The following is a 23,480-nucleotide window of genomic DNA, read 5'->3' as shown; positions in this document are numbered from 1 at the left end:
GGCTCGCTCCCACATTGTTTTGTGGTGATGCCTGGAGTCGATAGTTAGCCACGGGAGCGTGGAAATGCGTTGGGCGACCTATTTCGCCGTGTTGGCCTCTGTCCTGAGCGTCGGCCTTGCCCTCGGCGTAAGCATGCCCCTGGTGTCGCTGCGCCTGGAGGGCTGGGGTTATGGCTCGTTCGCCATTGGCGTCATGGCGGCGATGCCAGCCGTTGGCGTACTGGTCGGGGCCAAGGTTTCGAGCCGGCTGGCGGCGCATTTCGGTACGGCGGCGCTGATGCGCCTGTGCCTGTGGGGCGGGGCGGTGTCCATCGGGTTGTTGGCGCTGTTGCCCAGCTATCCGGTCTGGCTGCTCTTGCGGCTGTTGATCGGAGTCGTCCTGACATTGGTGTTCATTCTCGGCGAGAGCTGGATCAACCAGCTGGTCATCGAGCAATGGCGCGGGCGGTTGGTGGCGCTGTACGGGGCCAGCTATGCCTTGAGCCAATTGTCCGGCCCGCTGCTGCTCGGTGCGCTGGGGACCGATCATGACTACGGGTTCTGGGTGGGTGTCGGGCTGCTATTGATCGCCCCGTTGTTGTTGCTTGGCCGCAGCGGTGCGCCTGCCAGTGAGGCGGGCAGCGTTACCTTCGGCGATTTGTGGGAATTTTGCCGGGGCCTGCCGGCAATCGGTTGGGCGGTGTCGTTGTTCGCCGCATTCGAGGCGATGATCCTGACGCTGCTGCCGGTCTATTGCCTGCGCCAGGGCTTCAGTGCCGATATTGCGCTGGCGATGGTCAGCACGGTGGTGGTCGGCGACGCCCTGTTGCAGCTGCCCATTGGCGCCCTGGCCGATCGCCTGTCGCGCCGGTCGCTATTCACCGGCTGCGCGGTGGCACTGATGTTGTCCAGCCTCGCGGTGCCGCTGCTGATCGATACCTTGTTGATCTGGCCGCTGTGGGTGCTGTTTGGCGCCAGCGCGGGTGGGCTGTTTACCTTGTCGCTGATCCTGATCGGCGAGCGCTACCGCGATGATGCGCTGGTACGGGCCAACGCCCATGTTGCGCAGCTGTGGGGGATCGGTTGCCTGGTCGGGCCGCTGGTGGCGGGGGCGGGCAGCCAGTGGGTCAGCGGCCATGCGCTGCCGTTGTTCATGGCGGCGGGGGCGTTCGGCCTGGTCATTCTGTTGTTGCGCCAAGGGGCGTTCGGCGCGACACAAACCGCTTGAGCTCATCCAGATACCCTGTGGCTCCAGAGTGCCCAGATTCTAAAGCATCCGCTCCAACCCGATCGTCGTGGCGAACCAGGCATTGAAGCGGCGCCACCAGCTGCCCGGTTCGCGATCCAGGTCGTGCAGCTTGCCGTTGTCCTCGGTGGTCCAGACCAGTCTTTCATCTTCCAGGCGGGCCTGATAACTCAGGGTCGGGGCCATGCCCTGCAAAGCCAGCTCCCGAACCTGGCCGGCGAGTTTCGGGCTGTCTACCAGTACGCCGACCTCGGTGTTCCAAAGCACTGAACGAGGATCGAAATTGAACGAGCCAATGAACGACTTCTGTTGATCGAAGATGATCGCCTTGCTGTGCAGGCTGGAGTCCGATTCGCCATAAGACTTGCTGTAGAACAGATGCGGGCTGCCGCCGCTGTCGCCGGGTTGGCGGCGCAACTCGAACAGCCGTACGCCATGCTGCAGCAAGGCCTTGCGATACGGCGCGTAGCCGCCGTGCACCGCCGGCACATCGGTGGCTTCCAGCGAATTGGTCAAGAGGCTCACGGAGACACCGGCATCGGCACGGCTGGTCAGGTACACCAGCCCTGGCTGTCCGGGCACGAAGTAGGCGGAGATCATGATCAGTTCCTTGCTGACGCCGGTCAGCTCCGGCCCCAGTTGTGTCGTCAGCAGCAATCGAGGGTCTGGCTCATCCTTGGCCAGTACCTTGCTAGGCGCATCCCACAGCGCCTGGTTCCAGGCCCAGATCAACTGTCCGCGCCAGATGTCCAGGCGCGGCTGGGTCTTGTAGGCGGTCAGTTGCTGGTAGAGCGTCTGGTTTTCCTTGTGCGTCTGCTCAAGCGAAGCTTGCAGGCGCAAGCGGCTGTTCTCCAGGTCCTTGGGAGTTGGTCGATGGGAAAGGAATTGTTCGATCGGTTTGCTCAGCGCGCTGTTCCAGTATTGGTCGAAGCTGTGCCCCAATTGCTCGGCCACCGGGCCGACGCTGAGCAGGTCGATGTCGGTGAAGTTAAGGTTGGGTTCGGCATCGAAATATTCGTCGCCGAGATTGCGGCCGCCGACGATGGCCATGCTGTTGTCCGCCAGCCAGAGCTTGTTGTGCATCCGACGATGTTGCAGCGACAGATTGAACAAGCGCCCCAGGCTGCGGGTCACGCCGGTGGCGCGGCCAAGATGCAACGGGTTGAACAGGCGAATCTGGATGTTCGGGTGCGCGGCCAGGGTCGCGATGACTTGCTCCTGGCCGTCGCTGGTGGTGTCGTCAAGCAGGATCCGCACGCGCACCCCACGGTCCGCTGCCTTCAGCAGTTCGTCGACCAGCATGCGCGTGCTGATGCCGTCATGAACGATGTAGTACTGCAAATCCAGGCTGCTTTGAGCGTTGCGAATCAGCTCGGCCCGGGCGGTGAAGGCTTCGGTACTGTCGGACAGCAGGCGAAAGCCTGAGCGGCCCTCGTGCGGGGCGGCCTGTTGCGCCACCGAGCGGCCGAACGCTGAGTCGGAGGCCGGCAACGCCTGGGAGGGTTCGCGGGTGACATCAAGACTGGCGCAGCCGCTCAACAGCGAGGCGACTAGCATTAGCGCGTGCAGGATCGGTCTGGATCTCACGTAGGCTCGTTCCGATTGTTAGCGTGGGTCGGCTGTTGGGTGCTGCTTCCCTGCCTACACGGTCAGACGGTGTCTCGCTGGGTTTCGTTCAACAACGCTATAGCCACGGCACCAACCTTGCGCACCGCATCCTCGATCTGTGCCGTTGGCTTGGCAGCGTAGTTCATGCGCAGGCAATTGCGATATTTGCCCGAGGCCGAAAAGATACTGCCGACGGCGATCTGCACGCCTTGGTCGTGCAGCATCCGGTTGAGCTTCAATGTGTCAAAGCCCTCGGGCAATTCGACCCACAGCATGAAGCTGCCGCGGGGACGGCTGGCGCGGGTACCTACCGGGAAATAACGGCTGACCCAATCAATCATCACGTCACGATTGCGCTGGTATTGGCTGCGCATCCGCCGCAAATGTGGTTCGAAGTGCCCGCCTTTGAGAAACTCCGCGATGGCTATCTGGGGTTGCGGCGCGGTCGAGCCGGTGCTGATGTATTTCATGTGCAGCACCCGTTCCAGATAGCGCCCCGGCGCTACCCAGCCGACCCGAAGGCCAGGGGCAAGGGTCTTGGAAAAAGAACTGCAGAGCAGGACGCGACCATCGTCGTCGAAGGACTTGATGGTGCGAGGACGCGGATAGGTGTAGGCCAGTTCCCCATACACATCGTCTTCGATAATCGCCACATCGAAGCGCTGCGCCAGGGTCAGCAAAGCGCGCTTGTTGGCCTCCGGCATGATGTAGCCCAGCGGGTTGTTGCAGCTGGGGGTCAACTGTATGGCCTTGATCGGCCATTGCTCAAGTGCCAGTTCCAGCGCTTCCAGGCTGATGCCGGTGAGCGGATCGGTGGGTATTTCCAAAGCCTTCATGCCCAGGCCCTTCAGCGTCTGCATGGCACCGTGGAAGCTGGGGGAGTCCACCGCAACGATGTCGCCCTGCTCGCAGGTGGCGCGGATGCTGACCGACAGCGCCTCGTGGCAACCGGTGGTGACGATCAGGTCGCTGGCGCCGAGTTGGCAGCCCGAGTCCAGGGACAGCCGGGCGATCTGCTCACGCAGTTCGAGGTTGCCGTAGATATTGTCGTAGTACAGGCCGGGCATGTCTTGGCGCCGGCTGATCTGCGCCAGGCTGCGCAGCAACGGTTTCATGGTCGGTGAATGGATATCCGGCATGCCGCGGCCCAACTGTACGACATCCTTGCGCGGCACCGCGCGTATCAGCTCCAGCACCTGGTCCCATTGGGAGATGTCCACCGGGCGCTGGGCCGGGCGGCCAACCGCTGGCAGGTCCGGCAGCTCGCGGCTGACCGGGACGAAATAGCCGGACTTGGGTTTCGGCATCGCCAGTCCGCTGTCTTCCAGGACGCGATAGGCCTGCTGCACGGTACTCAGGCTGACCCCGTGTTCGGTGCTCAAGGCACGCACCGACGGCAGCCGGTCGCCGGGGCGGTAGAAGCCCTGTTCGATGCGAGTGCCGAGCAATTCGGCGAGGTTCACGTAAAGAGTCATGGTGCATCCCGATGAGATGAAAACGACAACCGATACAGATGAGCCGCAAAATTATAATTCAGTGCCCGAAACGCTCAATCTGTATGGCTATAAAAGGTATTGGTTGAATCTGTATTGAATCTGGCCGCCCGCGCATCATGAAAGCTCTGGCTACCCAAGTAAACAGGAGCGATCAAAATGAACGGCTTGAGCGATGTACGGCTGACGTTACACAGTCAGGAACTGGCGGCGGGGCAGGAAAAGGGGCTGCGTGATGCCATGCTGCGCAATGCCCCGTCCGGCTTGAGCCGCTGGGGCCTGTTCTGGCATCGTCTGCATACACGCAAGGCCTTGTTGGAGCTGACAACCGAACAGTTGCGCGATATCGGCCTGAGCCGGGAGCAGGCCCGGGCGGAAGGGTTGAAGCCGTTCTGGCGGCTTTGAAGCGATATCACATAAACCTGTGGCGAGGGAGCTTGCTCCCGCTCGGTTGCGCAGCGACCGCAGGATCTCAGGCTGCTACGCAACCCAGCGGGAGCAAGCTCCCTCGCCACGGTCAGATCAATTCTTTCAACCGGTGCCACAACATCCCCAGCGCCAACAGCGGCGAGCGCAAATGCTTGCCGCCCGGGAATGTCATGTGCGGTACCTTGGCAAACAGGTCGAACCCACCGCCCTGCTGGCCGCTGATAGCCTCGGCCAACAACTTGCCGGCCAGGTGCGTGGCATTCACCCCATGACCGGAATAGGCCTGGGCGTAATACACGTTGGGCTGATCCTTGAGCCGGCCGAGCTGCGGCAGGCGGTTGGCGCCGATGCCGATCATCCCGCCCCATTGATAATCGATCTTCACGTCTGCCAGTTGCGGGAAGACCTTGAGCATTTTCGGCCGCATGTACGCGCCGATGTCTTGCGGGTCTCGGCCGGAATAGTGACAAGCCCCGCCAAACAACAAGCGTCGATCCGCCGAAAGCCGGTAGTAATCCAGCGCCACCCGCTGGTCACAGACCGCCATGTTCTGTGGCAACAGCGCGTTTGCCTGCGCTTCGCTCAGCGGTTCGGTGGCAATGATATAGCTGCCAGCGGGCAGCACTTTGCCGCTCAGCTCCTGGTTCAGGCCGTTGAGGTAGGCATTGCAGCCCAGCACCAGTGTCGTGGCGCGGACCGAGCCTTGTTGGGTGTGTACTTTTACCTGTGGCCCGTAGTCGATGCGTATCACCGCCGATCGTTCGAACAGCCGGACCCCCAGTTGCTGCGCTGCGGCCGCCTCTCCCAACGCCAGGTTGAGCGGATGCAGGTGGCCCGAGCCCATGTCGACCAGGCCACCAACATAGCGATCCGAGCCCACCACGCTGTGCATTTCATCGGCTTGCAGCAGTCGCGTCTCGTAGCGATAGCCCAGGCTGCGGAGTTCTTCGGCATCCTCGGCGAAACCCTGAAGATCGGCGGGTTTGTTGGCGAGGTCGCAGTAGCCCCAGGTGAGGTCGCAAGGAATCTGAAAACGATCGACCCGCTGGCGGACGATTTCCACCGCTTCGAGCCCCATCAATTTCATCTGACGCACGCCGTCGGTGCCCACGATTGGCGCAAACTGATCGAGACCATGGCCCACGCCGCGAATCAGTTGGCCGCCGTTCCGCCCGCTGGCGCCCCAACCGATCTTATGAGCCTCAAGCAGCACCACACTCAGGCCGCGCTCGGCCAGCTCGATGGCTGTGTTCAGCCCGGAGAACCCGCCGCCCACCACGCAGACATCCGCCACCAACTCGCCTTGCAGCACCGGATGGTCCGGCTGCGGCAGGCTGCTGGCGGCGTAGTAGGAGGCGGCGTGCGCGTGGCTCGGGACAGGTTGCTGAACACGGGCGTTCATGTGCGTAATCCTGATTGTTGTGTTTGAGAAATTTTACGGAGCATAAGCCGGGCTTTCCCCAGTCGGCAACACTGGTCGGCGGACGCTGTCTGGCATGGGGCTTTTAAGGCAGAATCCTCAGCTGTCCCGATTCGGTAATGGCCTCGATGAGCTGCAACAGTCAAAAAATCCGCACGCTACGTCAGCAGATTCCTACGTTCGAGTGCGTACCGGGCTGTCATGACTGCTGTGGTCCGGTGACCACCTCGCCCGAAGAAATGGCTCGTTTGCCACGCAAGAGCCGCGCCGAACAGGACGCGGCCCTGGAGGCGCTCGATTGCGTGCACCTGGGGCCGAACGGTTGCACGGTCTACGATGAAAGGCCGCTGATCTGCCGGTTATTCGGCACCACCGCGACCTTGCCATGCCCTAATGGGCGGCGGCCGGTTGAGCTGATTCATCCGCGGGTCGAGAAGCAGATTCATGCATACATGGCCAGCACTCGGCAGGTGTTGGTCTAGCCGCCGAGGGAAACCGGGTCGCGGCTTTCGCGAACAGGCTCGCTCCCACAAGCTCGCCACCTACCTGCGTGGGAGCGAGCCTGCTCGCGAAAGTGTTCTGGAGCCGGGCTCAATCCGGAATCGGCAGGTTCAGGCTCTCCTTCACTTCCTCCATCACGATGTAGCTCTTGGACTCACGAACGTGGGGCAGCTTGAGCAGGATGTCGCCCAGCAGCTTGCGGTACGAGGCCATCTCGGAAATTCGCGCCTTCACCAGATAGTCGAAATCCCCCGACACCAGGTGGCATTCCAGTACGTGAGGCAACTTCAGCACGGCACGTCGGAACTCTTCGAACGTGTCGCCGGATTTATAGTCGAGGCTGATTTCGACGAACACCAGCAGGCTGCCCTTCAAGTGCTGCGGATTGAGCCGGGCGTTGTAGCCCATGATGATCCCCTCGCGCTCCAGCCGTCGCACCCGCTCGGTGCAAGGCGTGGTGGAAAGCCCGACCTTTTCCCCCAGCTCGGTGAAAGAAATTCGCCCGTCGGCCTGGAGGATGCGCAGGATGTTGCGGTCGATCTTGTCCAGCTCGCGTTTGGTCTGGGTATTGGTACGCACAGGTGATGCGCCTCCGTGAAAAGGGTTTTTGCCGAGAATTCTCGCCAAATATAGGCATTTATATAGTGAAAAGCACTGGCTGATCTTTTTTACACTGCGCGCATCTAAGCTTTGTATAACAAACGTCAGCGGTTATCCGCGATGAGGGTTTCAACATGCGCGTCTTGGTCTTGGGTAGCGGCGTCATCGGTACCGTCAGTGCTTACTATCTGGCACGTGCCGGGTTTGAAGTGGTGGTGGTCGACCGTCAGCCGGCGCCAGCCATGGAAACCAGCTTCGCCAACGCTGGCCAGGTATCGCCGGGCTACGCCTCGCCGTGGGCTGCGCCGGGTGTGCCACTCAAGGCCATCAAGTGGCTGCTGCAGCGTCACGCGCCGCTGGCAATCAAGGCCACCGCCGACATCGACCAGTACCTGTGGATGGCGCAGATGCTGCGCAACTGCACCGCCAGCCGCTACGCGATCAACAAGGAGCGCATGGTCCGCCTGTCCGAGTACAGCCGTGACTGCCTCGACGAATTGCGCGCCGAAACCGGCATTGCCTACGAAGGTCGCAGCCTGGGGACTACCCAATTGTTCCGCACCCAGGCCCAGCTCGATGGCGCGGCCAAGGACATCGCCGTGCTCAAGGAGTCGGGCGTGCCGTTTGAAGTGCTCGATCGCGAAGGCATCGCCCGGGTCGAACCGGCCCTGGCCAATGTCACCGACATCCTGGCCGGTGCGCTGCGCCTGCCCAATGACCAGACCGGCGATTGCCAGATGTTTACCACGCGCCTCGCGGAAATGGCCGTGAAGCTCGGCGTACAATTTCGCTTCGACCAGAACATCGAGCGCCTGGATTTTGCCGGGGATCGCATCAATGGTGTCTGGATCGACGGCAAGCTGGAAACCGCCGACCGTTATGTCCTGGCCCTGGGCAGCTATTCGCCGCAATTACTCAAGCCGCTGGGTATCCGCGCGCCGGTGTATCCACTCAAGGGCTATTCCCTGACCGTGCCGATCACCAATGCGGCGATGGCGCCGACCTCGACCATCCTCGACGAAACCTACAAGGTTGCGATCACCCGGTTCGACAACCGGATTCGCGTCGGCGGCATGGCGGAAATCGCCGGTTTTGACCTCTCGCTCAACCCGCGTCGGCGTGAAACCCTGGAGATGATCGTCAACGACCTTTATCCTCAGGGCGGCGACCTGGCCCAGGCCAGTTTCTGGACCGGCCTGCGCCCGACCACCCCGGACGGCACGCCGATAGTCGGCGCCACGCCGTTCAAGAATCTGTTCCTCAATACCGGCCACGGCACCCTCGGGTGGACCATGGCCTGTGGTTCCGGTCGCCTTCTGGCGGACCTGATGGCGAAGAAAAAGCCGCAGATCAGCGCCGAAGGCCTCGATATTTCCCGTTATGGCAGCAAACCTCAGGAGTCCGCTAAACATGGCAATCCAGCGCCAGCTCACCAATGACCGCATGAGTCAGGTCGTTGTGCACAACGGCACCGTTTACCTGGCCGGGCAGGTCGGCGACGACATGAGCGCCGGCATCGAGCAGCAGACCCGCGAGACCTTGGCAAATATCGAGCGTCTGCTGGACCTGGCCGGGACCGACAAGAGCCGCCTGCTGTCGGTGACGATCTACCTGAAGGACATCGACGCCCATTTTCAAGGCATGAATGCGGTGTGGGACAAATGGCTGCCCAAGGGCGTCGCCCCGGCCCGCGCCACTGTCGAGGCCAAGTTGTGCGAACCGCAGATCCTGGTCGAGCTGTCCGTGGTGGCCGCGCTGCCCTGACAACTGTCAAAAAGCTCCCTCTCCCGGCGCCGTTGATGGCTGATGCCGTCAGCCGTCGCCGGTTTTTTTACCCATGACCGCCTAGAAGCCTGCCGCCATGCGTCCTGCCCGTGCCCTGATCGATCTCCAAGCCCTGCGTCATAACTACCAACTGGCCCGTGAAGTTACTGGGACCAAGGCCCTTGCAGTGATCAAGGCCGACGCCTACGGGCATGGCGCGGTGCGCTGCGCCGAGGCTTTGCAGGAGACGGCGGATGGGTTCGCCGTGGCCTGCATTGAAGAGGCCCTGGAACTGCGGGCCGGTGGTATACGTGGGCCGATCCTGTTGCTGGAAGGGTTCTTCGAGGCCGATGAGCTGGCATTGATCGTCGAGCACGACTTCTGGTGTGTCGTGCATGCGTTGTGGCAGCTAGAAGCGATAGAGCGCGCGACGCTGGGCAAGCCGATCACGGTCTGGCTCAAGCTCGACTCGGGCATGCATCGGGTCGGTTTGCATCCGGCCGATTATCAATCGGCCTATCGTCGCCTGCTGGCGAGTGGCAACGTGGCGAAAATCGTCCTGATGAGCCACTTCGCCCGCGCCGACGAGCTGCACGACCCGAGCAGCCTCCAACAATTGGCGGTATTCGAGCAGGCCCGCCAGGGCCTGGTGGCTGAGGTCAGCCTGCGCAACTCGCCCGCGGTGCTGGGTTGGCCGCAGATACCGAGCGACTGGGTGCGGCCGGGCATCATGCTGTACGGCGCGACACCCTTCGACGAAGCCAATGCCATGGCTTCGCGCCTGCAACCGGTGATGACCCTGGAGTCGAAGATCATCAGCGTGCGCGAGCTTCCCGCCGGCGAGCCGGTGGGCTACGGTGCCCGTTTCGTCACCGCCCAGCCGACCCGGGTCGGCGTGGTTGCCATGGGGTATGCCGACGGTTACCCGCGCCAGGCGCCCAACGGTACGCCAGTGCTGGTGGATGGCCAGCGCAGCCAACTGGTCGGGCGGGTCTCGATGGACATGCTGTGTGTCGACCTGAGCCATATTCCCCAGGCCGGGCTCGGCTCGACCGTCGAACTCTGGGGCAAGAGCATTCTCGCCAGCGATGTGGCGCAGGCCGCCGACACGATTCCTTACCAGATATTCTGCAACCTGCGACGTGTCCCACGGCTCTATTCCGGGACCTGAGACCAGGCGACGCATACCGGAAGTCGCTTCACCGCACAGGATTCGGGTCAAAGTGTTGTAAATACTGAACGCTGTCGCCATGATAACGCTCACTTTCCACACAACCTGATTCCCTGGAGGCTCCAGCATTGGACGTCGGTGAACGACTGCAATCCATTCGTAAACTCAAAGGCCTTTCCCAGCGTGAACTCGCCAAGCGCGCGGGCGTCACCAACAGCACTATTTCGATGATCGAGAAAAACAGCGTGAGCCCCTCGATCAGCTCGCTGCGCAAGGTCCTTGGCGGGATTCCCATGTCCATGGTCGAGTTTTTCTCCGAAGAGATCCTCCAGGAGAAACCGACCCAGATCGTCTATAAAGCCAACGAACTGATCGACATCTCCGACGGCGCCGTGACCATGAAACTGGTGGGCCGGGCGCATCCGAGCCGGGCGATTGCCTTCCTGAACGAAATCTATCCGCCTGGCGCCGACACCGGTGACGAAATGCTCACCCACGAGGGCGAGGAAACCGGGATCCTGGTGGAAGGGCGACTGGAACTGGTGGTGGGCGCAGAAACCTTCGTGCTCGAGGCCGGCGACAGCTACTATTTTGAAAGTACCAAGCCACATCGTTTCCGCAATCCGTTCGACGTGCCGGCGCGACTGATCAGCGCAGCCACTCCGGCGAATTTCTAGACCAAGAGGCGCCAGGCCCGCACGCCACAGGCGCCCGCATGTTGGGCTGTCATGACAAACAAGACCCTTGTGACTTTGGGGTTGTTTCAGAGTGACAGGCTTACCGCTATACTTGCGCCCGCCTGCAAACCGTGGCCGCAGGCGTGACTAGCCACCATTGAGGGTGTACGCGTGAACCTAATTATGAAAATGCTGGCTGCACCAGCAACCGTATTGGCCCTATGGGCTGCGAGCGCTCAAGCGGCGCCGAACGACGAAATCGCCAAGCGCCTTGAACCCGTTGGCCAGGTTTGTGTTCAGGGCAAGGAATGCAAAGGCATGGAAGTGGCCACTGCAGCCGGCGGCGCAGGCGGTGCCAAGGCACCCAAAGACGTCATTGCCAAGCATTGCAACGCCTGCCACGGCACTGGCCTGCTGGGCGCTCCGAAAATCGGTGACAAGGCGGCCTGGAAAGAGCGCGCCGATCACCAGGGCGGCCTCGACGGCATCCTGGCCAAGGCTATTACTGGCGTAAACGCCATGCCGCCCAAAGGCACTTGCGCCGACTGCTCCGATGATGAGCTCAAGGGCGCCATCAAAGAGATGTCCGGCCTGTAATTCGCCAGCATCTTTCACGAAAAAGCCGCTTTCGAGCGGCTTTTTTGCGCCTGGAATTTTTCCCAGGGCTGTTCATCGCAACCAAGACCCGGCAAGCTCGGTCCAACCCACATTCAAGGAATGTCCCGGAGGGTCGGATGGTGCAGTTGTGTTCAATCGAACAGGCAGTGGATGACGTGCTCGAGCGCTTGCCCGCGCATATCCACCTGGGCATGCCATTGGGGCTGGGCAAGCCCAACCTGTTCGCCAACGCGCTGTACCGGCGCATCGCCCAACTGCCCGAGCGGCAGCTGACTATCTACACGGCGTTGAGCCTGGGTCGACCGAGCCTGGGCGACGGTTTGCAGAAGCGTTTCCTCGAGCCCTTCGTCGAACGGGTCTTCGGCGACTATCCCGAACTCGATTACCTTGCCGATCTGCAGCGCGACAGCCTGCCGGCAAACATCCGCGTGCAGCAATTCTTCATGCAGCCCGGCAGCCTGCTGCACAGTGCAGCGGCGCAGCAGGACTACGTCAGCAGCAACTACAGCCACGCGGCGCGGGACATCAACGCGGCCGGCCTGAACCTGATTGCGCAATTGGTGGCGAGCGACCCGGAACATCCGGATCGCCTGAGCCTGAGCTGCAACCCGGACATCACCCTGGACCTGTTGCCGATGATTGCCAGGCGACGCGAGGCGGGCGAGACCATCCTCATGGTCGGGCAGGTCCACAGCGAATTGCCCTACATGCCCGGTGATGCGGAAATCGGCATTGACGCTTTCGACCTGCTGATCGACGAGAAGGACAGCCACACGCTGTTCTCCACGCCGAACATGCCGGTGGGGTTCCAGGACCATTTGATCGGCCTGCATGCCAGCACCCTGGTGCGTGACGGCGGTACGTTGCAGATCGGCATCGGCTCCATGGGCGATGCGTTGACGGCGGCGCTGTTGGCGCGCCAGGCCGATAACGCTGGTTACCAGGCGTTGTTGGCGGACCTGAATCTCAGCCAGTGGGCGCAGTTGATCGAGCGTGAAGGCGGGACCGAGCCGTTTGCCAAAGGGCTTTACGGTTGCAGCGAAATGTTCGTCAACGGTTTGCTGGTGCTTGCGGAGGCCGGGATTATCCGGCGCAAGGTCTATCCCGATGAGCCGACCCAGGAGCAGGCGAACGCCGGAACGCTCGACGAGGCGGCGCAACCCGACGGCATTTGCATCCATGGCGGGTTCTTCCTCGGCCCGGGCAGCTTCTACGAGCGTTTGCGCGAGTTGCCGCAGAGCCGGCGCTTCGAATTCAACATGACGCGCATCAGCTACATCAACGAGTTGTACGGCCAGGAACAACTCAAGCGCCTGCAGCGGCTTGATGCGCGTTTCATCAACACGGTGTTCACCATGACGTTGCTCGGTGCCGGGGTGGCTGACCAATTGGAAGACGGGCGGGTGCTCAGCGGTGTGGGTGGGCAATACAACTTTGTTGCCCAAGGGCATGCGCTGGAAGGGGCGCGCTCGATCCTGCTGCTGCGCAGTTGGCGCGAGTCAGGCGGCGTGGTCAGCTCCAATATCGTCTGGGAATACGGGCATTGCACGATTCCCCGGCACCTGCGGGACATCGTCGTGACCGAGTACGGCATTGCCGACCTGCGCGGCAAGACCGACGCGGCGGTGATCGAGGCATTGCTCAACATCAGCGATTCACGCTTTCAGCCGGGGCTGATCGAGCAGGCCCAGAGCTCCGGCAAATTGCCGAAGGATTTCCGTCTCGACCCACGTTTCGCCGACAACACGTCGGAGCGTTTGCAGGCGATCCAGGCGCGGCATCCCAATCTGTTCCCGGAATATCCGTTGGGCTGCGATTTCGATGGGCTGGAGCGGGATCTGCTGCGGGCGCTGAACTGGCTCAAGAGCAAGTTCAAGCTCACCGAGATCCTGGAGTTGGGCAAGGCCGCGCTGGATGCACCGGAGCCCTGGGAGTTTGCCGGGCATCTGGAACGGATGCAGCTGACGAGCCCGGAGGGGCTGAAGGAAGAGTTGGCCCAGCGGTTGCTGCTGGCGGGGCTGAAGGCGACCGTGCAACAAACAGCAACCTGACCCCTGTGGGAGCGAGCTTGCTCGCGATGGCGGTGTATCTGCTAAATAAAATGTGTCTGACAGACCGCTATCGCGAGCAAGCTCGCTCCCACAGAGGATATGGGAGATCAGTCGATGAACGTCACTACCCCACCCGCCAGCGATTTCACCCGCGCCAACGACTCGACGCGGTAGCCCTGGGCATCCAGCTCAGCGCGGCCACCCTGGAAGGATTTCTCGATCACGATGCCCAGCCCGGCCACGGTAGCGCCGGCCTGCTTGATGATGGAAATCAGCGCCTGGGAGGCTTTGCCGTTGGCCAGGAAGTCATCGATGATCAGCACTCGGTCGCTGCTGGTCAGGTGGCGCGGGCTGACGGCGACGGTGCTTTCGGTCTTCTTGGTGAACGAATACACGGTGGCGGACAACAGGTTCTCCGTCAGGGTCAGCGACTGCTGTTTGCGCGCGAAGATCACCGGCACGCCAAGGTTCAGCCCGGTCATGATCGCCGGGGCGATGCCCGAGGCCTCGATGGTGACGATCTTGGTGATGCCCGAATCCTTGAACAGCGCGGCGAATTCGTCGCCGATCAGCTTCATCAACTGCGGGTCGATCTGGTGGTTGAGGAACGCATCAACCTTCAGGACCTGATCGGAAAGCACGATGCCTTGTTCACGAATTTTCTGGTGCAGGGCTTCCATGAAGCCTCCTCTGATGACGCGTCGGCGCCTGAAGTCAGTAAAAAATAATCGATTCTAGCGCTTCAACATCGCGCGTATATCCGCCAGGGCGCTGTTGCCGCGAACGGCTTTGACTTCCGTCGGCGTGTCGTCATTGCCCTCCCAGGCCAAGTCGTCCGGCGGCAGTTCATCGAGAAAACGGCTCGGGGCGCAGTCGATCACTTCGCCGTACTGCTTGCGCTTGGCGGCGAAGGTGAAGGCCAGCGTCTGGCGCGCCCGGGTAATCCCGACGTAGGCCAGGCGCCGTTCTTCTTCAATGGTGTCGGCTTCGATGCTGGAGCGGTGCGGGAGGATTTCCTCTTCCATGCCCATGATGAACACGTAGGGAAATTCCAGGCCCTTGGAGGCGTGCAGCGTCATCATCTGGACGCCTTCGGCGCCTTCTTCCTCTTCCTGCTGCCGCTCGAGCATATCCCGCAAAACGAGCTTGCCGATGGCGTCCTCGACGGTCATGTCGCCGTCTTCATCCTTTTCCAAAGTGTTTTTCAGCGCTTCGATCAGGAACCAGACGTTGCCCATGCGGTAGTCGGCGGCCTTGTCGCTGGAACTGTTGGTGCGCAGCCAGTTTTCATAGTCGATGTCCATGACCATGCTGCGCAGCGCCGCGATCGGGTCTTCGCCGGCACACTGCTCGCGGACCTTGTCCATGAAGCGTTTGAAGCGCGCCAGGCGGTCGGTGAAGCGGCTGTCCAGATGTTCGCCCAAGCCGATTTCATCGGTGGCGGCGTACATCGAGATCTTGCGCTCGGTGGCGTAGTTGCCGAGTTTTTCCAGGGTGGTCGAACCGATTTCCCGGCGTGGCACGTTGATCACCCGCAAGAAGGCGTTATCGTCGTCCGGGTTCACGATCAGGCGGAAGTAGGCCATCAGGTCCTTCACTTCCTGGCGTCCGAAGAAGCTGTTGCCCCCCGACAGACGATAGGGGATCTGGTGATGCTGCAACTTCAGCTCGATCAGCTTGGCCTGGTAGTTGCCGCGATAGAGGATCGCAAAATCGCTGTAGGGCCGGTCGGTGCGCAGGTGCAGGCTGAGGATTTCCATGGCCACGCGCTCGGCTTCGGCGTCTTCGTTGCGGCAACGGATCACACGGATCTCGTCACCGTGACCCATTTCGCTCCACAGCTGCTTTTCGAATTCGTGGGGGTTGTTGGAGATCAGCACGTTGGCGCAGCGCAGGATGCGGCTGGTGGAGCGATAGTTCTGCTCCAGCATCACCACCTTGAGCGATGGGTAGTCTTCCTTGAGCAACATCAGGTTTTCCGGCCGCGCGCCGCGCCAGGCGTAGATCGACTGGTCATCGTCGCCGACCACGGTGAACTGGTTGCGTTTGCCGATCAGCAGTTTCACCAGCAGATACTGGCTGGCGTTGGTGTCCTGATATTCGTCCACCAATAGGTAACGGACTTTGTTCTGCCATTTCTCAAGGATGTCGGCGTGGTCCTGGAACAGCTTGACCGGCAGCAGGATCAGGTCGTCGAAGTCCACCGCGTTGAAGGCCTTGAGGGTGCGCTGGTAGTGGGCGTAGACGATGGCGGCGGTCTGTTCCTTGGGGTTGCGGGCGTTCTCCAGGGCTTCGGGCGGCAGGATCAGGTCGTTTTTCCAGGCGCCGATCATGTTCTTGATCTCGTCGACGCCGTCGTCGCCCGAGTATTCCTTCTGCATGATGTCGGTCATCAAGGCCTTGACGTCGGTCTCGTCGAAAATCGAGAAGCCCGGCTTGTAGCCAAGTCGCGCGTGTTCCTTGCGAATGATGTTCAGGCCCAGGTTGTGGAACGTACAGACCGTCAGGCCACGGCCTTCGCCGGCGCGCAACAGACCGCCGACCCGTTCCTTCATTTCCCGCGCGGCCTTGTTGGTGAAAGTCATCGCGACGATGTACTGGGCGCGGATGCCGCAATTCTGGATCAGGTGCGCGATCTTGCGGGTGATCACGCTGGTCTTGCCGGAGCCTGCACCGGCGAGCACCAAAAGAGGGCCGCCGACATAGTTCACGGCTTCTTGCTGCCGGGGATTGAGTCGGGACATGACAGGGTTCAGGGAGTCGTTTGCGAAATGGGCCGGCATTTTAACAGGCTCTGAGATTTGTGCTGCTCTGTCCGACTTGTGACGCTGCACATCATCTTCAATTGCCGCTTTTGTTACTTTCCCTCAGGATGCGGACGGGATTTGGGTCTAACGTTCGTTTTTAAGGTGAAAAACCGTCAAAACCGAGTGTTTGAGAACCATTGGCATTGGTGATTGCCTGTCGACGAGTCATAATGCCCCGCGCCTACCACCTTGCAGAGTCTAGGGAGTCAGCTTGTCTACGCCTGTCGAACCCTTGCGTTTGCTCTTATTGGCCGAAACGCCTGAGTGGTCAGCGATATTGCGCGAGTGCCTGGCGCCCATGGGCCCCTCGGTCGTGTTGATCAGCGCCCCGAGCTGGGAGTCGGTCAGCAGCCTGTTCGAAGACAACCGCAATGCGGTCCTGTTGACTGTCGCTGCTTTGCAACCAGCGCCCGGTCGTTGCCGCCTGCCAACGGTGCTGTTGCTTGAGCACGAGCCGGCGACTCCCCCGGACGGCGTCAGCGACTGGCTGGTGCGTGACGTACTCGATGAGGCGACGCTGCGTCGTTGCCTTCGTCATGTGCGCGAGCGCGGGGTGCTGGAAAACACTCTGCAACGGCTCGCCGAGCAGGACCCGTTGACCGGCATCGCCAACCGCCAAGGCTTCCAGACCCTGCTGGCGGCACGCCTGGCTGAAAACGAAGGCCGTGGCCTGGCGCTCGGCCATCTGGATCTGGATAACTTTCGTCACGCCAACGACGCGCTCGGTCATCAGGCCGGCGACCGTCTGATCCTGCAGGTGGTCTCGCGGCTCAAGGGCGCGCTGGAAGTCGGTGATCAACTGGCGCGGCTGGGCAGCGACGAATTCGCCCTGCTGATCGATACCCGCCGCGCGCCCCAGCGGGCCGAGTGGATGGCTGAGCGCATCACCGAAGCCATGGCCGAACCCTACTGGGTCGATGGCGAAAGCCTGCTGATCGGCTGCAGCCTGGGGATCGCCCATGCTCGCGCCCAGGCCGGTGCCGACCCGCTGATGTGGCACGCGCATATCGCCATGCAGCAGGCCAAGAGCACGCAAGGCTGCACTTTTCATATCTTCAATGAGCGCATCAATCGCAACGCCCGCAGTCTCGCCGACCTGGAAAGCGAACTGCGCCGGGCGCTGCGTCGCGACGAACTGGAATTGCATTACCAGCCGCGGCTGAACCTTGCCGATGGCACCATCGTCGGCCTCGAAGCCCTGGTGCGCTGGCGTCACGGCGAGCGCGGGCTGTTGCCGCCGAGCGAATTCGTGCCACTGGCCGAGCAGAGCGGCCTGATCGTACCGTTGGGCTACTGGGTAATTTCCCGGGCGTTACGGGACATGCAGGCCTTGCGCGAGCGCGGGCTCGCGCCGCTGCATATGGCGATCAACCTGTCGTTCCGGCAATTCCAGGACAGTCAGCTGCTGCCGACCTTGAGTCGGTTGATCAGCGAACGGGGTGTCGAGGCCCAGTGGCTGGAGTTCGAACTCACCGAAACCGCCGTCATGCGTCGCAGCGAAATGGTCAAGCAGACCATGGATGCCTTGGGCCGCCTGGGCGTGCGGTTCTCCCTGGACGATTTCGGTACCGGATTTTCCTCCTTCGTGCACCTCAACAGCCTGCCCATCGCCCTGCTCAAGATCGACAAGAGTTTCGTTGGCGGCATGGAGCAGCGTGAAGAGAACCGCAAGCTGGTGCACGCGATGATCAACCTGGCCCATAACCTCAATCTTGAAGTCGTGGCCGAAGGCGTCGAGACCCGTGAACAGATGGATCTGCTGCGGGGTTTCGGTTGCGATCAGGTGCAGGGCTTCCTGATCAGCAAGCCGCTGCCGTTGGTGGAGTTGGTTGAATACCTGGCGTTTGAGGGTGGCCAGGCGACGCAGGAAATCGTGAGCTGACACAAACCCTGTGGGAGCGAGCCTGCTCGCGAAAGCGGGGTGTCAGCCGGACATCCACCAACTGACACACCGCCTTCGCGAGCAGGCTCGCTCCCACAGGGGATGTATTTTCACTTCGCCTGGATCGCTTCGAAATTCCGCTGCTCCGGCTCGCTGCGAATCATCCGCTTCATCTTCCACTCGAATGCCCACGTCAGGCTCACCGCCGCGCACGCCAGCCCCAGGGCCAGGCCCCACCAGACACCAGTCGGCCCCCAGTTCAAATGAAAGGCCATCCACCAGGCAGCGGGCGCGCCAATCAGCCAGTAGCAACCCAGGCCTACCAGGAAGGTGGTCTTGGCGTCCTTCAGGCCTCGGATACAGCCCATGGCAATGGTTTGCGTACCGTCGAACAGCTCGAACCACGCCGCCACGGCCAGCAGGCTCACAGCCAGGTCGATCACCGGGCGGAACGCCGGGTCATTGTGATCCAGGAACAAACCGATCAGTTGATTGGGCAGCAGCCAGAACACCATGGCGAAGGCCAGCATCGCCGCTGCCCCAAAGCCGATCCCGACCCGTCCGGCCAGGCGTGCCATGAGCAGTTGCCCGGCGCCGTAATGCTGGCCGATGCGCATGGTGATCGCGTACGACATGCCCGCTGGAACCATGAATGCCACCGAGACGATTTGCAGAGCGATCTGGTGCGCAGCCAACGGCGTGCTGCCCATGGTGCCCATGCACAGCGCGGCGAACGCGAACAGCCCGACTTCCACGGCGTAGGTACCACCAATCGGCAGGCCAAGGCGCCACAGTTCCTTGAGGTATTGACGATTGGGCCGCGACAGGCCTTCAAGCAATGGATAGGCGCGGTAGGCCGGGTGCCGGTGGATGTGCCAGGCAAGCACCAGGGCCATGCAGTTGGCAACAATCGCCGTCACCAGGCCGATCCCCATCAGGCCGAGCTTCGGCAAGCCGAACATGCCGGTGATGAGCGCGTAGTTGAGCAGGAAGTTGGCCACCGTGCCGCCGAGGCTGATCACCATGACCGGAGTGGCCCGGCCGATCGCGCTGGTAAATCCACGCAGGGCCATGAAACTCAGGTAGCCGGGCAGGGCGAACGGCAGCACCAGCAGGAACTGGCCGGCGGCGAGGACGTTGGTTTCAGTCTGGCCGAACAACAGCAGCACCGGCTTGAGGTTCCACAACAGCAACCCGGCCACCAGCGCCATCAACCAGGCCAGCCATAACCCGGCCTGGGTCAGCCGGGTGGCGCCTTCAATATCGCCAGCGCCCTGGCGGATCGCAACCAGCGTACCGACGGCAGCGATCACGCCGATGCAGAAAATCGACACGAACGAGTAACTCGCCGCCCCCAGACCACCACCGGCCAGGGCTTCGGGACTCAGGCGCGCCATCATCAAGGTGTCGGTCAGCACCATCAGCATGTGCGCCAACTGCGAAGCAATCAACGGCCCCGCCAGCCGCAGGATGGCCCAGAGTTCGATACGCACCGGATGCCGCATGATCATCACGCTCCATGTTCAAACAAGGCAGTAAGACGTCGATTCTCGGCGCTTGCGGTGGTTTGCACAAAAGGATAAATCCGATTGCTGGCATGATTAAAACTCATGCTGGGCGAATCTTCTGATAGGGTTCGAAAAAAGCCACAGGAGCCTTTCCGATGTCTCGTCGCCTCCCTCCTCTTTATGCGTTGCGGGCATTCGAAGCGGCGGCGCGATACAGCTCGTTTACCCGGGCCGCTGAAGAACTGTCGATTACCCAGAGCGCGGTCAGCCGGCACATTCGCACGCTTGAGGAACACTTCGCCTGTCGGCTGTTTCAGCGCAGCGGCCGCAACCTGCAACTGACCGAGGCGGCACGCCTGCTGCTGCCGGGCGTGCGGGAGGGTTTCATGGCGCTGGAGCGTGCTTGCCATACCTTGCACGGCGAGGACGGAATTTTGCGCATGAAGGCTCCGTCGACCCTGACCATGCGTTGGTTGCTGGCGCGCCTGAGCCGCTTTCGGCATCTGCAACCCGGCAACGAAGTGCAATTGACCAGCGCCTGGATGGACGTCGACTCGGTGGACTTCAACACCGAGCCGTTCGACTGCGCGGTTCTGCTGGGCAACGGGCACTTTCCGGCGGACTGGGAGGCCAGTCTGCTGTTTCCCGAGGAGCTGATTCCGGTCGGCGCACCGACTCTGCTCAACGACCAACCCTGGGACGTGGCGCGGCTGGCCAGCGCGGAGCTGCTGCACCCCACGCCGGATCGCCGGGACTGGCGCAACTGGTTGCAGCGCATGGGGCTGGCGGACAAGGTCTCGCTCAAGGGCGGCCAGGTATTCGATACGCTGGAACTGGGCATGATCGCTGCGGCGCGGGGCTATGGTGTGTCCATGGGCGATTTGTTGATGGTCGCCGAGGACGTTGCCCAGGGACGCTTGAGTCTGCCGTGGCCTACGGCTGTTGCCAGCGGCGAGCACTATTACCTCGTCTGGCCGAAGACCCGGCCTGGAGGTGAACGTTTGCGCAGGCTCAGCGATTTTCTCCAGGGCGAGGTAAGCGCCATGCAACTGCCCGACGTGAAACGCCTGGCCTGAAGGGACAAACAGGCCCCGCTGGCGATTTGGCTTTATTCCTTCCAAAGCGCTCAAGTATTCGATTTTGCGGCCGAATCCGTGAACATAGAACCTTCGTACAGAAAGGGCCCACACCTCAAAAAAATGAATGCCGAGCGTGCGACGTGATCAGGATGATCCAGTCTCTCGGCCAGGAGCCGTCATGTCTCAACCCCGCGCCCGGATCGCCTCACAGCTAGGCCTTGCCCTTGCCGTGATACTGGCGGTCGTGATTTCCGGCAGTACCGTCTTCGCCTTGCGTTCACTGGACGCCGCCAACCTTTCCACTCGTGAGGAGCACCTGGCCAGCGAAGCGCGCCTGATGGCCGACCAGCTCAATACCTTCCACAGCACCTTGCGCGAGAGCACCCAGCGCTTGGCTGGCCTGTTCGAAAAGCGCTTCAGCGCGGGCCTGAGCGTGCATCCGGACCAGCCGGTGACAGTGGCGGGCGTGCAGACGCCAGGCTTGAGCCTGGGCAGCGAAGTGTTGAACAACAACTTCAAGGAAGTGGACGAGTTCAAGGCGATGACCGCCGGCGTAGCGACTATATTCGTGCGTAGCGGCGACGACTTCATCCGTGTCAGTACTTCGGTGAGCAAGCAGGACGGTACGCGGGCCATCGGCACCGTACTCGACCGCGCCGGCCCGGCGTACGGCCCGGTGATCAGCGGGCAGAGCTACATCGGCCGGGCCTTGCTCTTCGGTCGTTTCTACATGTCGCAATACACGCCCGTTCGCGACGGCAGCGGCAAGATCATTGCCGTGTTGTACGTAGGATTCGATTACACCGATGCGCAGAATGCGCAATTCGACAACCTCAAGCGCTTCCGCATCGGCCAGACCGGTTCCCTGGCGCTGTTGGACGAACAGAACAAATGGTTGGTACCGCCAGCGGGTGTGCAGGCGCTGGACAACGCCACCGCGGCTATCACCGGTCTGATCAAGAAGCCGGGCAAAGGTGCGTTCTGGGAAGACACCGCAGAAGAATTCTACAGCGTCGCCGTGCCGTTCGAGGGCGGGCCGTGGGCGGTGGTGGCGAGCATGCCGAAAACCGAAATCAACGCAGTAACCTGGAACGTCGGTACGCAACTGGCCATTGGCAGCCTGCTGGCAATGTTGCTGGCGGTCGGTGCTGCAGTGTGGCTGTTGCGTAGCAAACTGGCGCCCTTGGGCGACCTCGTACGTCAGGCCGAAGCGCTGGGCGCCGGCGACCTGAGCGTGCGTCTGAACGTATCCAGCCACGATGAAATTGGCCAACTGGCCCGTGCCTTCAACCAGATGAGCCAAGCCTTGTCGACCATGGTCGAGCATATCCGCAAGGCCTCGCAGGAGGTCAACAGTCGTGCCCAGGCGTTGTCCGGATTGTCCAGCGGTGCGTATGAAGGGATGGAGCAGCAGTCCGGCGAAATCACCAGCATGGCGGGCGCAGTGGAAGAGTTCAGCGCCACCTCGTTGAACATCGCCGATAACATGGGCAATACCGAGCGTCTGGCCCAGGACAACGCCCAGCAGACCCGCATCGGCCGTACCTCGATGGACGAAGCTTCGTCATCGCTGGAACAGATTGCTGGCGCGTTGAACAGCACGGCCACGGTCATCAACACCTTGGGTCAGCGCTCCCAGGAAATTGGCGGCATCGTCGGCGTGATCACCTCGATTGCCGAGCAAACCAACCTGCTGGCCTTGAACGCTGCCATCGAAGCCGCGCGCGCGGGTGAACAGGGCCGTGGTTTTGCCGTGGTGGCCGACGAGGTCCGTAGCCTGGCGTCGCGTACCCGCCAGGCCACTGACGAAATCTCTGGCATGATCAACAGCATCCAGCAGGAAACCGGCAATGCCATCAGTACGATGGAGAAGGGCAACCTGCTCATGCAGGAAGGCTTGTCGCGCAACGCCAATGTCGCCTCGGCCCTGGCGCGCATCGACGAGCAAAGCCGCTCGGCCGGCCAGCAGTTTGCAGCGATCACCACGGCCACCCAGGAGCAGAGCAGCACCGCGACCTTGCTCAGCAGCAACCTGCAAAGCATCGCGATGGCCAACAGCGAACAACGCGAAGTAGTTTCGAACCTGGCGATCACCGCCAAAGAACTGGAAAAACTGGCGCAGGACCTGCGCAAAGAGGTTGATCGGTTCCGCTGAGGCTTCCTGCGGCAACATCACGAGCAAGCTCACCCAGATTACTGTGGGGGCGAGCTTGCTCGCGATGACGGCTGACCAGCCACATCTCTATCAACTGACCCACCGCTTTCGCGAGCAGGCTCGCTCCCACAGAAGAACTGTGGCGGCCCCAATTCTCACGCCCTATCCAAAACCAATGTGGGAGCGAGCCTGCTCGCGAAGGCAGCTTCCTGCCACATCTCTATCTACTGACTCACCGCTTTCGCGAGCAGGCTCGCTCCCACAGGAGAACTGTGGCGGCCCCATTTCTCACGCCTTACCCGAAACCAATGTGGGAGCGAGCCTGCTCGCGAAGGCGGCCTTCCTGCCACATCTCTATCTACTGACTCACCGCTTTCGCGAGCATGCTCGCTCCCACAAAAAACTGCCTGATTCTGTAGGCATGCTCCTTTTTGCGGTTGATTGCTGTTTTTCGGCTTGCTGAAACGTTTCTTCAAGTCTATAAAAACCGCA

The 23,480-nt window shown here is 61.7% G+C and carries 19 protein-coding genes; 12 read left to right on the top strand and 7 right to left on the bottom strand.

The genetic code is table 11. The features are described 5' to 3' along the window. The first annotated feature begins 64 nt into the window (after positions 1 to 64). Positions 65 to 1,207, top strand: coding sequence for an MFS transporter (locus J3P86_RS25955; protein WP_434627111.1), 1,143 nt, complete (start codon positions 65 to 67; stop codon positions 1,205 to 1,207). 39 nt (positions 1,208 to 1,246) lie between these two features. Here the strand turns inward: J3P86_RS25955 and J3P86_RS25950 are convergent, their stop codons facing one another. After that, positions 1,247 to 2,812, bottom strand: coding sequence for a phospholipase D family protein (locus J3P86_RS25950; RefSeq protein ID WP_434627113.1), 1,566 nt, complete (start codon positions 2,810 to 2,812; stop codon positions 1,247 to 1,249). 62 nt (positions 2,813 to 2,874) lie between these two features. Then, positions 2,875 to 4,308: a PLP-dependent aminotransferase family protein gene (locus J3P86_RS25945; protein WP_434627115.1), complete on the bottom strand. Its 1,434-nt coding sequence runs from the start codon at positions 4,306 to 4,308 to the stop codon at positions 2,875 to 2,877. 177 nt (positions 4,309 to 4,485) lie between these two features. Between J3P86_RS25945 and J3P86_RS25940 the strand changes: the two genes are divergently transcribed. Further along, entirely contained in the window at positions 4,486 to 4,731 is a 246-nt protein-coding gene (locus J3P86_RS25940) for a DUF1127 domain-containing protein (protein WP_305497928.1), read from the top strand. A gap of 112 nt (positions 4,732 to 4,843) precedes the next feature. Here J3P86_RS25940 and J3P86_RS25935 read toward each other — a convergent pair whose 3' ends face one another. Next, positions 4,844 to 6,157 (bottom strand): NAD(P)/FAD-dependent oxidoreductase, encoded by a 1,314-nt coding sequence (locus J3P86_RS25935; protein WP_434627117.1) that lies wholly within the window; start codon positions 6,155 to 6,157, stop codon positions 4,844 to 4,846. A 146-nt stretch (positions 6,158 to 6,303) separates the two neighbouring features. Here J3P86_RS25935 and J3P86_RS25930 point away from each other — a divergent pair, with 146 nt between their 5' ends. After that, complete coding sequence (locus J3P86_RS25930) at positions 6,304 to 6,657, top strand: YkgJ family cysteine cluster protein (RefSeq protein WP_434570927.1); 354 nt, start codon at positions 6,304 to 6,306, stop codon at positions 6,655 to 6,657. A gap of 109 nt (positions 6,658 to 6,766) precedes the next feature. Here J3P86_RS25930 and J3P86_RS25925 read toward each other — a convergent pair whose 3' ends face one another. Further along, positions 6,767 to 7,255, bottom strand: a complete 489-nt coding sequence (locus J3P86_RS25925) for an Lrp/AsnC ligand binding domain-containing protein (RefSeq protein WP_003206849.1) — start codon at positions 7,253 to 7,255, stop codon at positions 6,767 to 6,769. Positions 7,256 to 7,410: 155 nt separating this feature from the next. Here J3P86_RS25925 and dadA point away from each other — a divergent pair, with 155 nt between their 5' ends. The 6 genes from dadA (at position 7,411) to J3P86_RS25895 (ending at position 13,557) form a co-directional block, all read left to right on the top strand. Further along, positions 7,411 to 8,715, top strand: coding sequence for a D-amino acid dehydrogenase (gene dadA / locus J3P86_RS25920; RefSeq protein WP_434627119.1), 1,305 nt, complete (start codon positions 7,411 to 7,413; stop codon positions 8,713 to 8,715). Continuing rightward, positions 8,687 to 9,040, top strand: a complete 354-nt coding sequence (locus J3P86_RS25915) for a RidA family protein (protein WP_434602243.1) — start codon at positions 8,687 to 8,689, stop codon at positions 9,038 to 9,040. The genes dadA and J3P86_RS25915 overlap by 29 nt, the downstream gene beginning before the upstream one ends. A 97-nt stretch (positions 9,041 to 9,137) precedes the next feature. After that, positions 9,138 to 10,211, top strand: a complete 1,074-nt coding sequence (gene alr / locus J3P86_RS25910) for an alanine racemase (protein WP_434627121.1) — start codon at positions 9,138 to 9,140, stop codon at positions 10,209 to 10,211. Between the two features lie 128 nt (positions 10,212 to 10,339). Next, a complete protein-coding gene (locus J3P86_RS25905) occupies positions 10,340 to 10,888 on the top strand; it encodes a cupin domain-containing protein (protein ID WP_030138196.1) in 549 nt (182 codons plus the stop codon). Between the two features lie 183 nt (positions 10,889 to 11,071). Then, entirely contained in the window at positions 11,072 to 11,485 is a 414-nt protein-coding gene (locus J3P86_RS25900) for a c-type cytochrome (protein WP_434574329.1), read from the top strand. 137 nt (positions 11,486 to 11,622) lie between these two features. Next, positions 11,623 to 13,557 carry an acetyl-CoA hydrolase/transferase C-terminal domain-containing protein gene (locus J3P86_RS25895; protein ID WP_434699120.1) on the top strand — a complete coding sequence of 645 codons (1,935 nt, stop codon included), beginning with the start codon at positions 11,623 to 11,625 and terminating at the stop codon, positions 13,555 to 13,557. 107 nt (positions 13,558 to 13,664) lie between these two features. On the opposite strand, the gene J3P86_RS25890 is transcribed toward J3P86_RS25895, so the two are convergent. Together J3P86_RS25890 and rep are read right to left on the bottom strand one after the other, a co-directional pair. Beyond that, on the bottom strand, positions 13,665 to 14,237 hold the full coding sequence (locus J3P86_RS25890; protein ID WP_434699119.1) for a xanthine phosphoribosyltransferase: 573 nt from the start codon (positions 14,235 to 14,237) through the stop codon (positions 13,665 to 13,667). 54 nt (positions 14,238 to 14,291) lie between these two features. Beyond that, positions 14,292 to 16,301, bottom strand: coding sequence for a DNA helicase Rep (gene rep / locus J3P86_RS25885; RefSeq protein WP_305497937.1), 2,010 nt, complete (start codon positions 16,299 to 16,301; stop codon positions 14,292 to 14,294). Between the two features lie 274 nt (positions 16,302 to 16,575). Between rep and J3P86_RS25880 the strand changes: the two genes are divergently transcribed. Next, on the top strand, positions 16,576 to 18,246 hold the full coding sequence (locus J3P86_RS25880; RefSeq protein WP_434627128.1) for a putative bifunctional diguanylate cyclase/phosphodiesterase: 1,671 nt from the start codon (positions 16,576 to 16,578) through the stop codon (positions 18,244 to 18,246). Between the two features lie 110 nt (positions 18,247 to 18,356). Here the strand turns inward: J3P86_RS25880 and J3P86_RS25875 are convergent, their stop codons facing one another. Further along, on the bottom strand, positions 18,357 to 19,751 hold the full coding sequence (locus J3P86_RS25875; RefSeq protein ID WP_434631580.1) for a NorM family multidrug efflux MATE transporter: 1,395 nt from the start codon (positions 19,749 to 19,751) through the stop codon (positions 18,357 to 18,359). 158 nt (positions 19,752 to 19,909) lie between these two features. Here J3P86_RS25875 and J3P86_RS25870 point away from each other — a divergent pair, with 158 nt between their 5' ends. Together J3P86_RS25870 and J3P86_RS25865 are read left to right on the top strand one after the other, a co-directional pair. Beyond that, positions 19,910 to 20,830 (top strand): LysR substrate-binding domain-containing protein, encoded by a 921-nt coding sequence (locus J3P86_RS25870; RefSeq protein WP_434602237.1) that lies wholly within the window; start codon positions 19,910 to 19,912, stop codon positions 20,828 to 20,830. 181 nt (positions 20,831 to 21,011) lie between these two features. Next, positions 21,012 to 22,988 (top strand): methyl-accepting chemotaxis protein, encoded by a 1,977-nt coding sequence (locus tag J3P86_RS25865; protein ID WP_434627130.1) that lies wholly within the window; start codon positions 21,012 to 21,014, stop codon positions 22,986 to 22,988. Positions 22,989 to 23,480 lie beyond the last annotated feature (492 nt).

Origin of the sequence: Pseudomonas sp. D1-1 (genome assembly GCF_051132225.1) — a bacterium.
In the GTDB taxonomy this organism is placed as follows: Bacteria; Pseudomonadota; Gammaproteobacteria; order Pseudomonadales; family Pseudomonadaceae; genus Aquipseudomonas.
This window is presented reverse-complemented; position numbering and strand designations above follow the sequence as displayed.

Bases quoted from the DNA above. Each gene is read 5' to 3' on its own strand.
- J3P86_RS25955 (WP_434627111.1), top strand. From the start codon at position 65: ATGCGTTGGGCGACCTATTTCGCCGTGTTGGCCTCTGTCCTGAGCGTC.
- J3P86_RS25945 (WP_434627115.1), bottom strand. From the start codon at position 4,308: ATGACTCTTTACGTGAACCTCGCCGAATTGCTCGGCACTCGCATCGAA.
- J3P86_RS25940 (WP_305497928.1), top strand. From the start codon at position 4,486: ATGAACGGCTTGAGCGATGTACGGCTGACGTTACACAGTCAGGAACTG.
- J3P86_RS25935 (WP_434627117.1), bottom strand. From the start codon at position 6,157: ATGAACGCCCGTGTTCAGCAACCTGTCCCGAGCCACGCGCACGCCGCC.
- J3P86_RS25930 (WP_434570927.1), top strand. From the start codon at position 6,304: ATGAGCTGCAACAGTCAAAAAATCCGCACGCTACGTCAGCAGATTCCT.
- dadA (WP_434627119.1), top strand. From the start codon at position 7,411: ATGCGCGTCTTGGTCTTGGGTAGCGGCGTCATCGGTACCGTCAGTGCT.
- J3P86_RS25915 (WP_434602243.1), top strand. From the start codon at position 8,687: ATGGCAATCCAGCGCCAGCTCACCAATGACCGCATGAGTCAGGTCGTT.
- alr (WP_434627121.1), top strand. From the start codon at position 9,138: ATGCGTCCTGCCCGTGCCCTGATCGATCTCCAAGCCCTGCGTCATAAC.
- J3P86_RS25900 (WP_434574329.1), top strand. From the start codon at position 11,072: ATGAAAATGCTGGCTGCACCAGCAACCGTATTGGCCCTATGGGCTGCG.
- J3P86_RS25895 (WP_434699120.1), top strand. From the start codon at position 11,623: ATGGTGCAGTTGTGTTCAATCGAACAGGCAGTGGATGACGTGCTCGAG.
- J3P86_RS25890 (WP_434699119.1), bottom strand. From the start codon at position 14,237: ATGGAAGCCCTGCACCAGAAAATTCGTGAACAAGGCATCGTGCTTTCC.
- rep (WP_305497937.1), bottom strand. From the start codon at position 16,301: ATGTCCCGACTCAATCCCCGGCAGCAAGAAGCCGTGAACTATGTCGGC.
- J3P86_RS25875 (WP_434631580.1), bottom strand. From the start codon at position 19,751: ATGCGGCATCCGGTGCGTATCGAACTCTGGGCCATCCTGCGGCTGGCG.
- J3P86_RS25870 (WP_434602237.1), top strand. From the start codon at position 19,910: ATGTCTCGTCGCCTCCCTCCTCTTTATGCGTTGCGGGCATTCGAAGCG.
- J3P86_RS25865 (WP_434627130.1), top strand. From the start codon at position 21,012: ATGTCTCAACCCCGCGCCCGGATCGCCTCACAGCTAGGCCTTGCCCTT.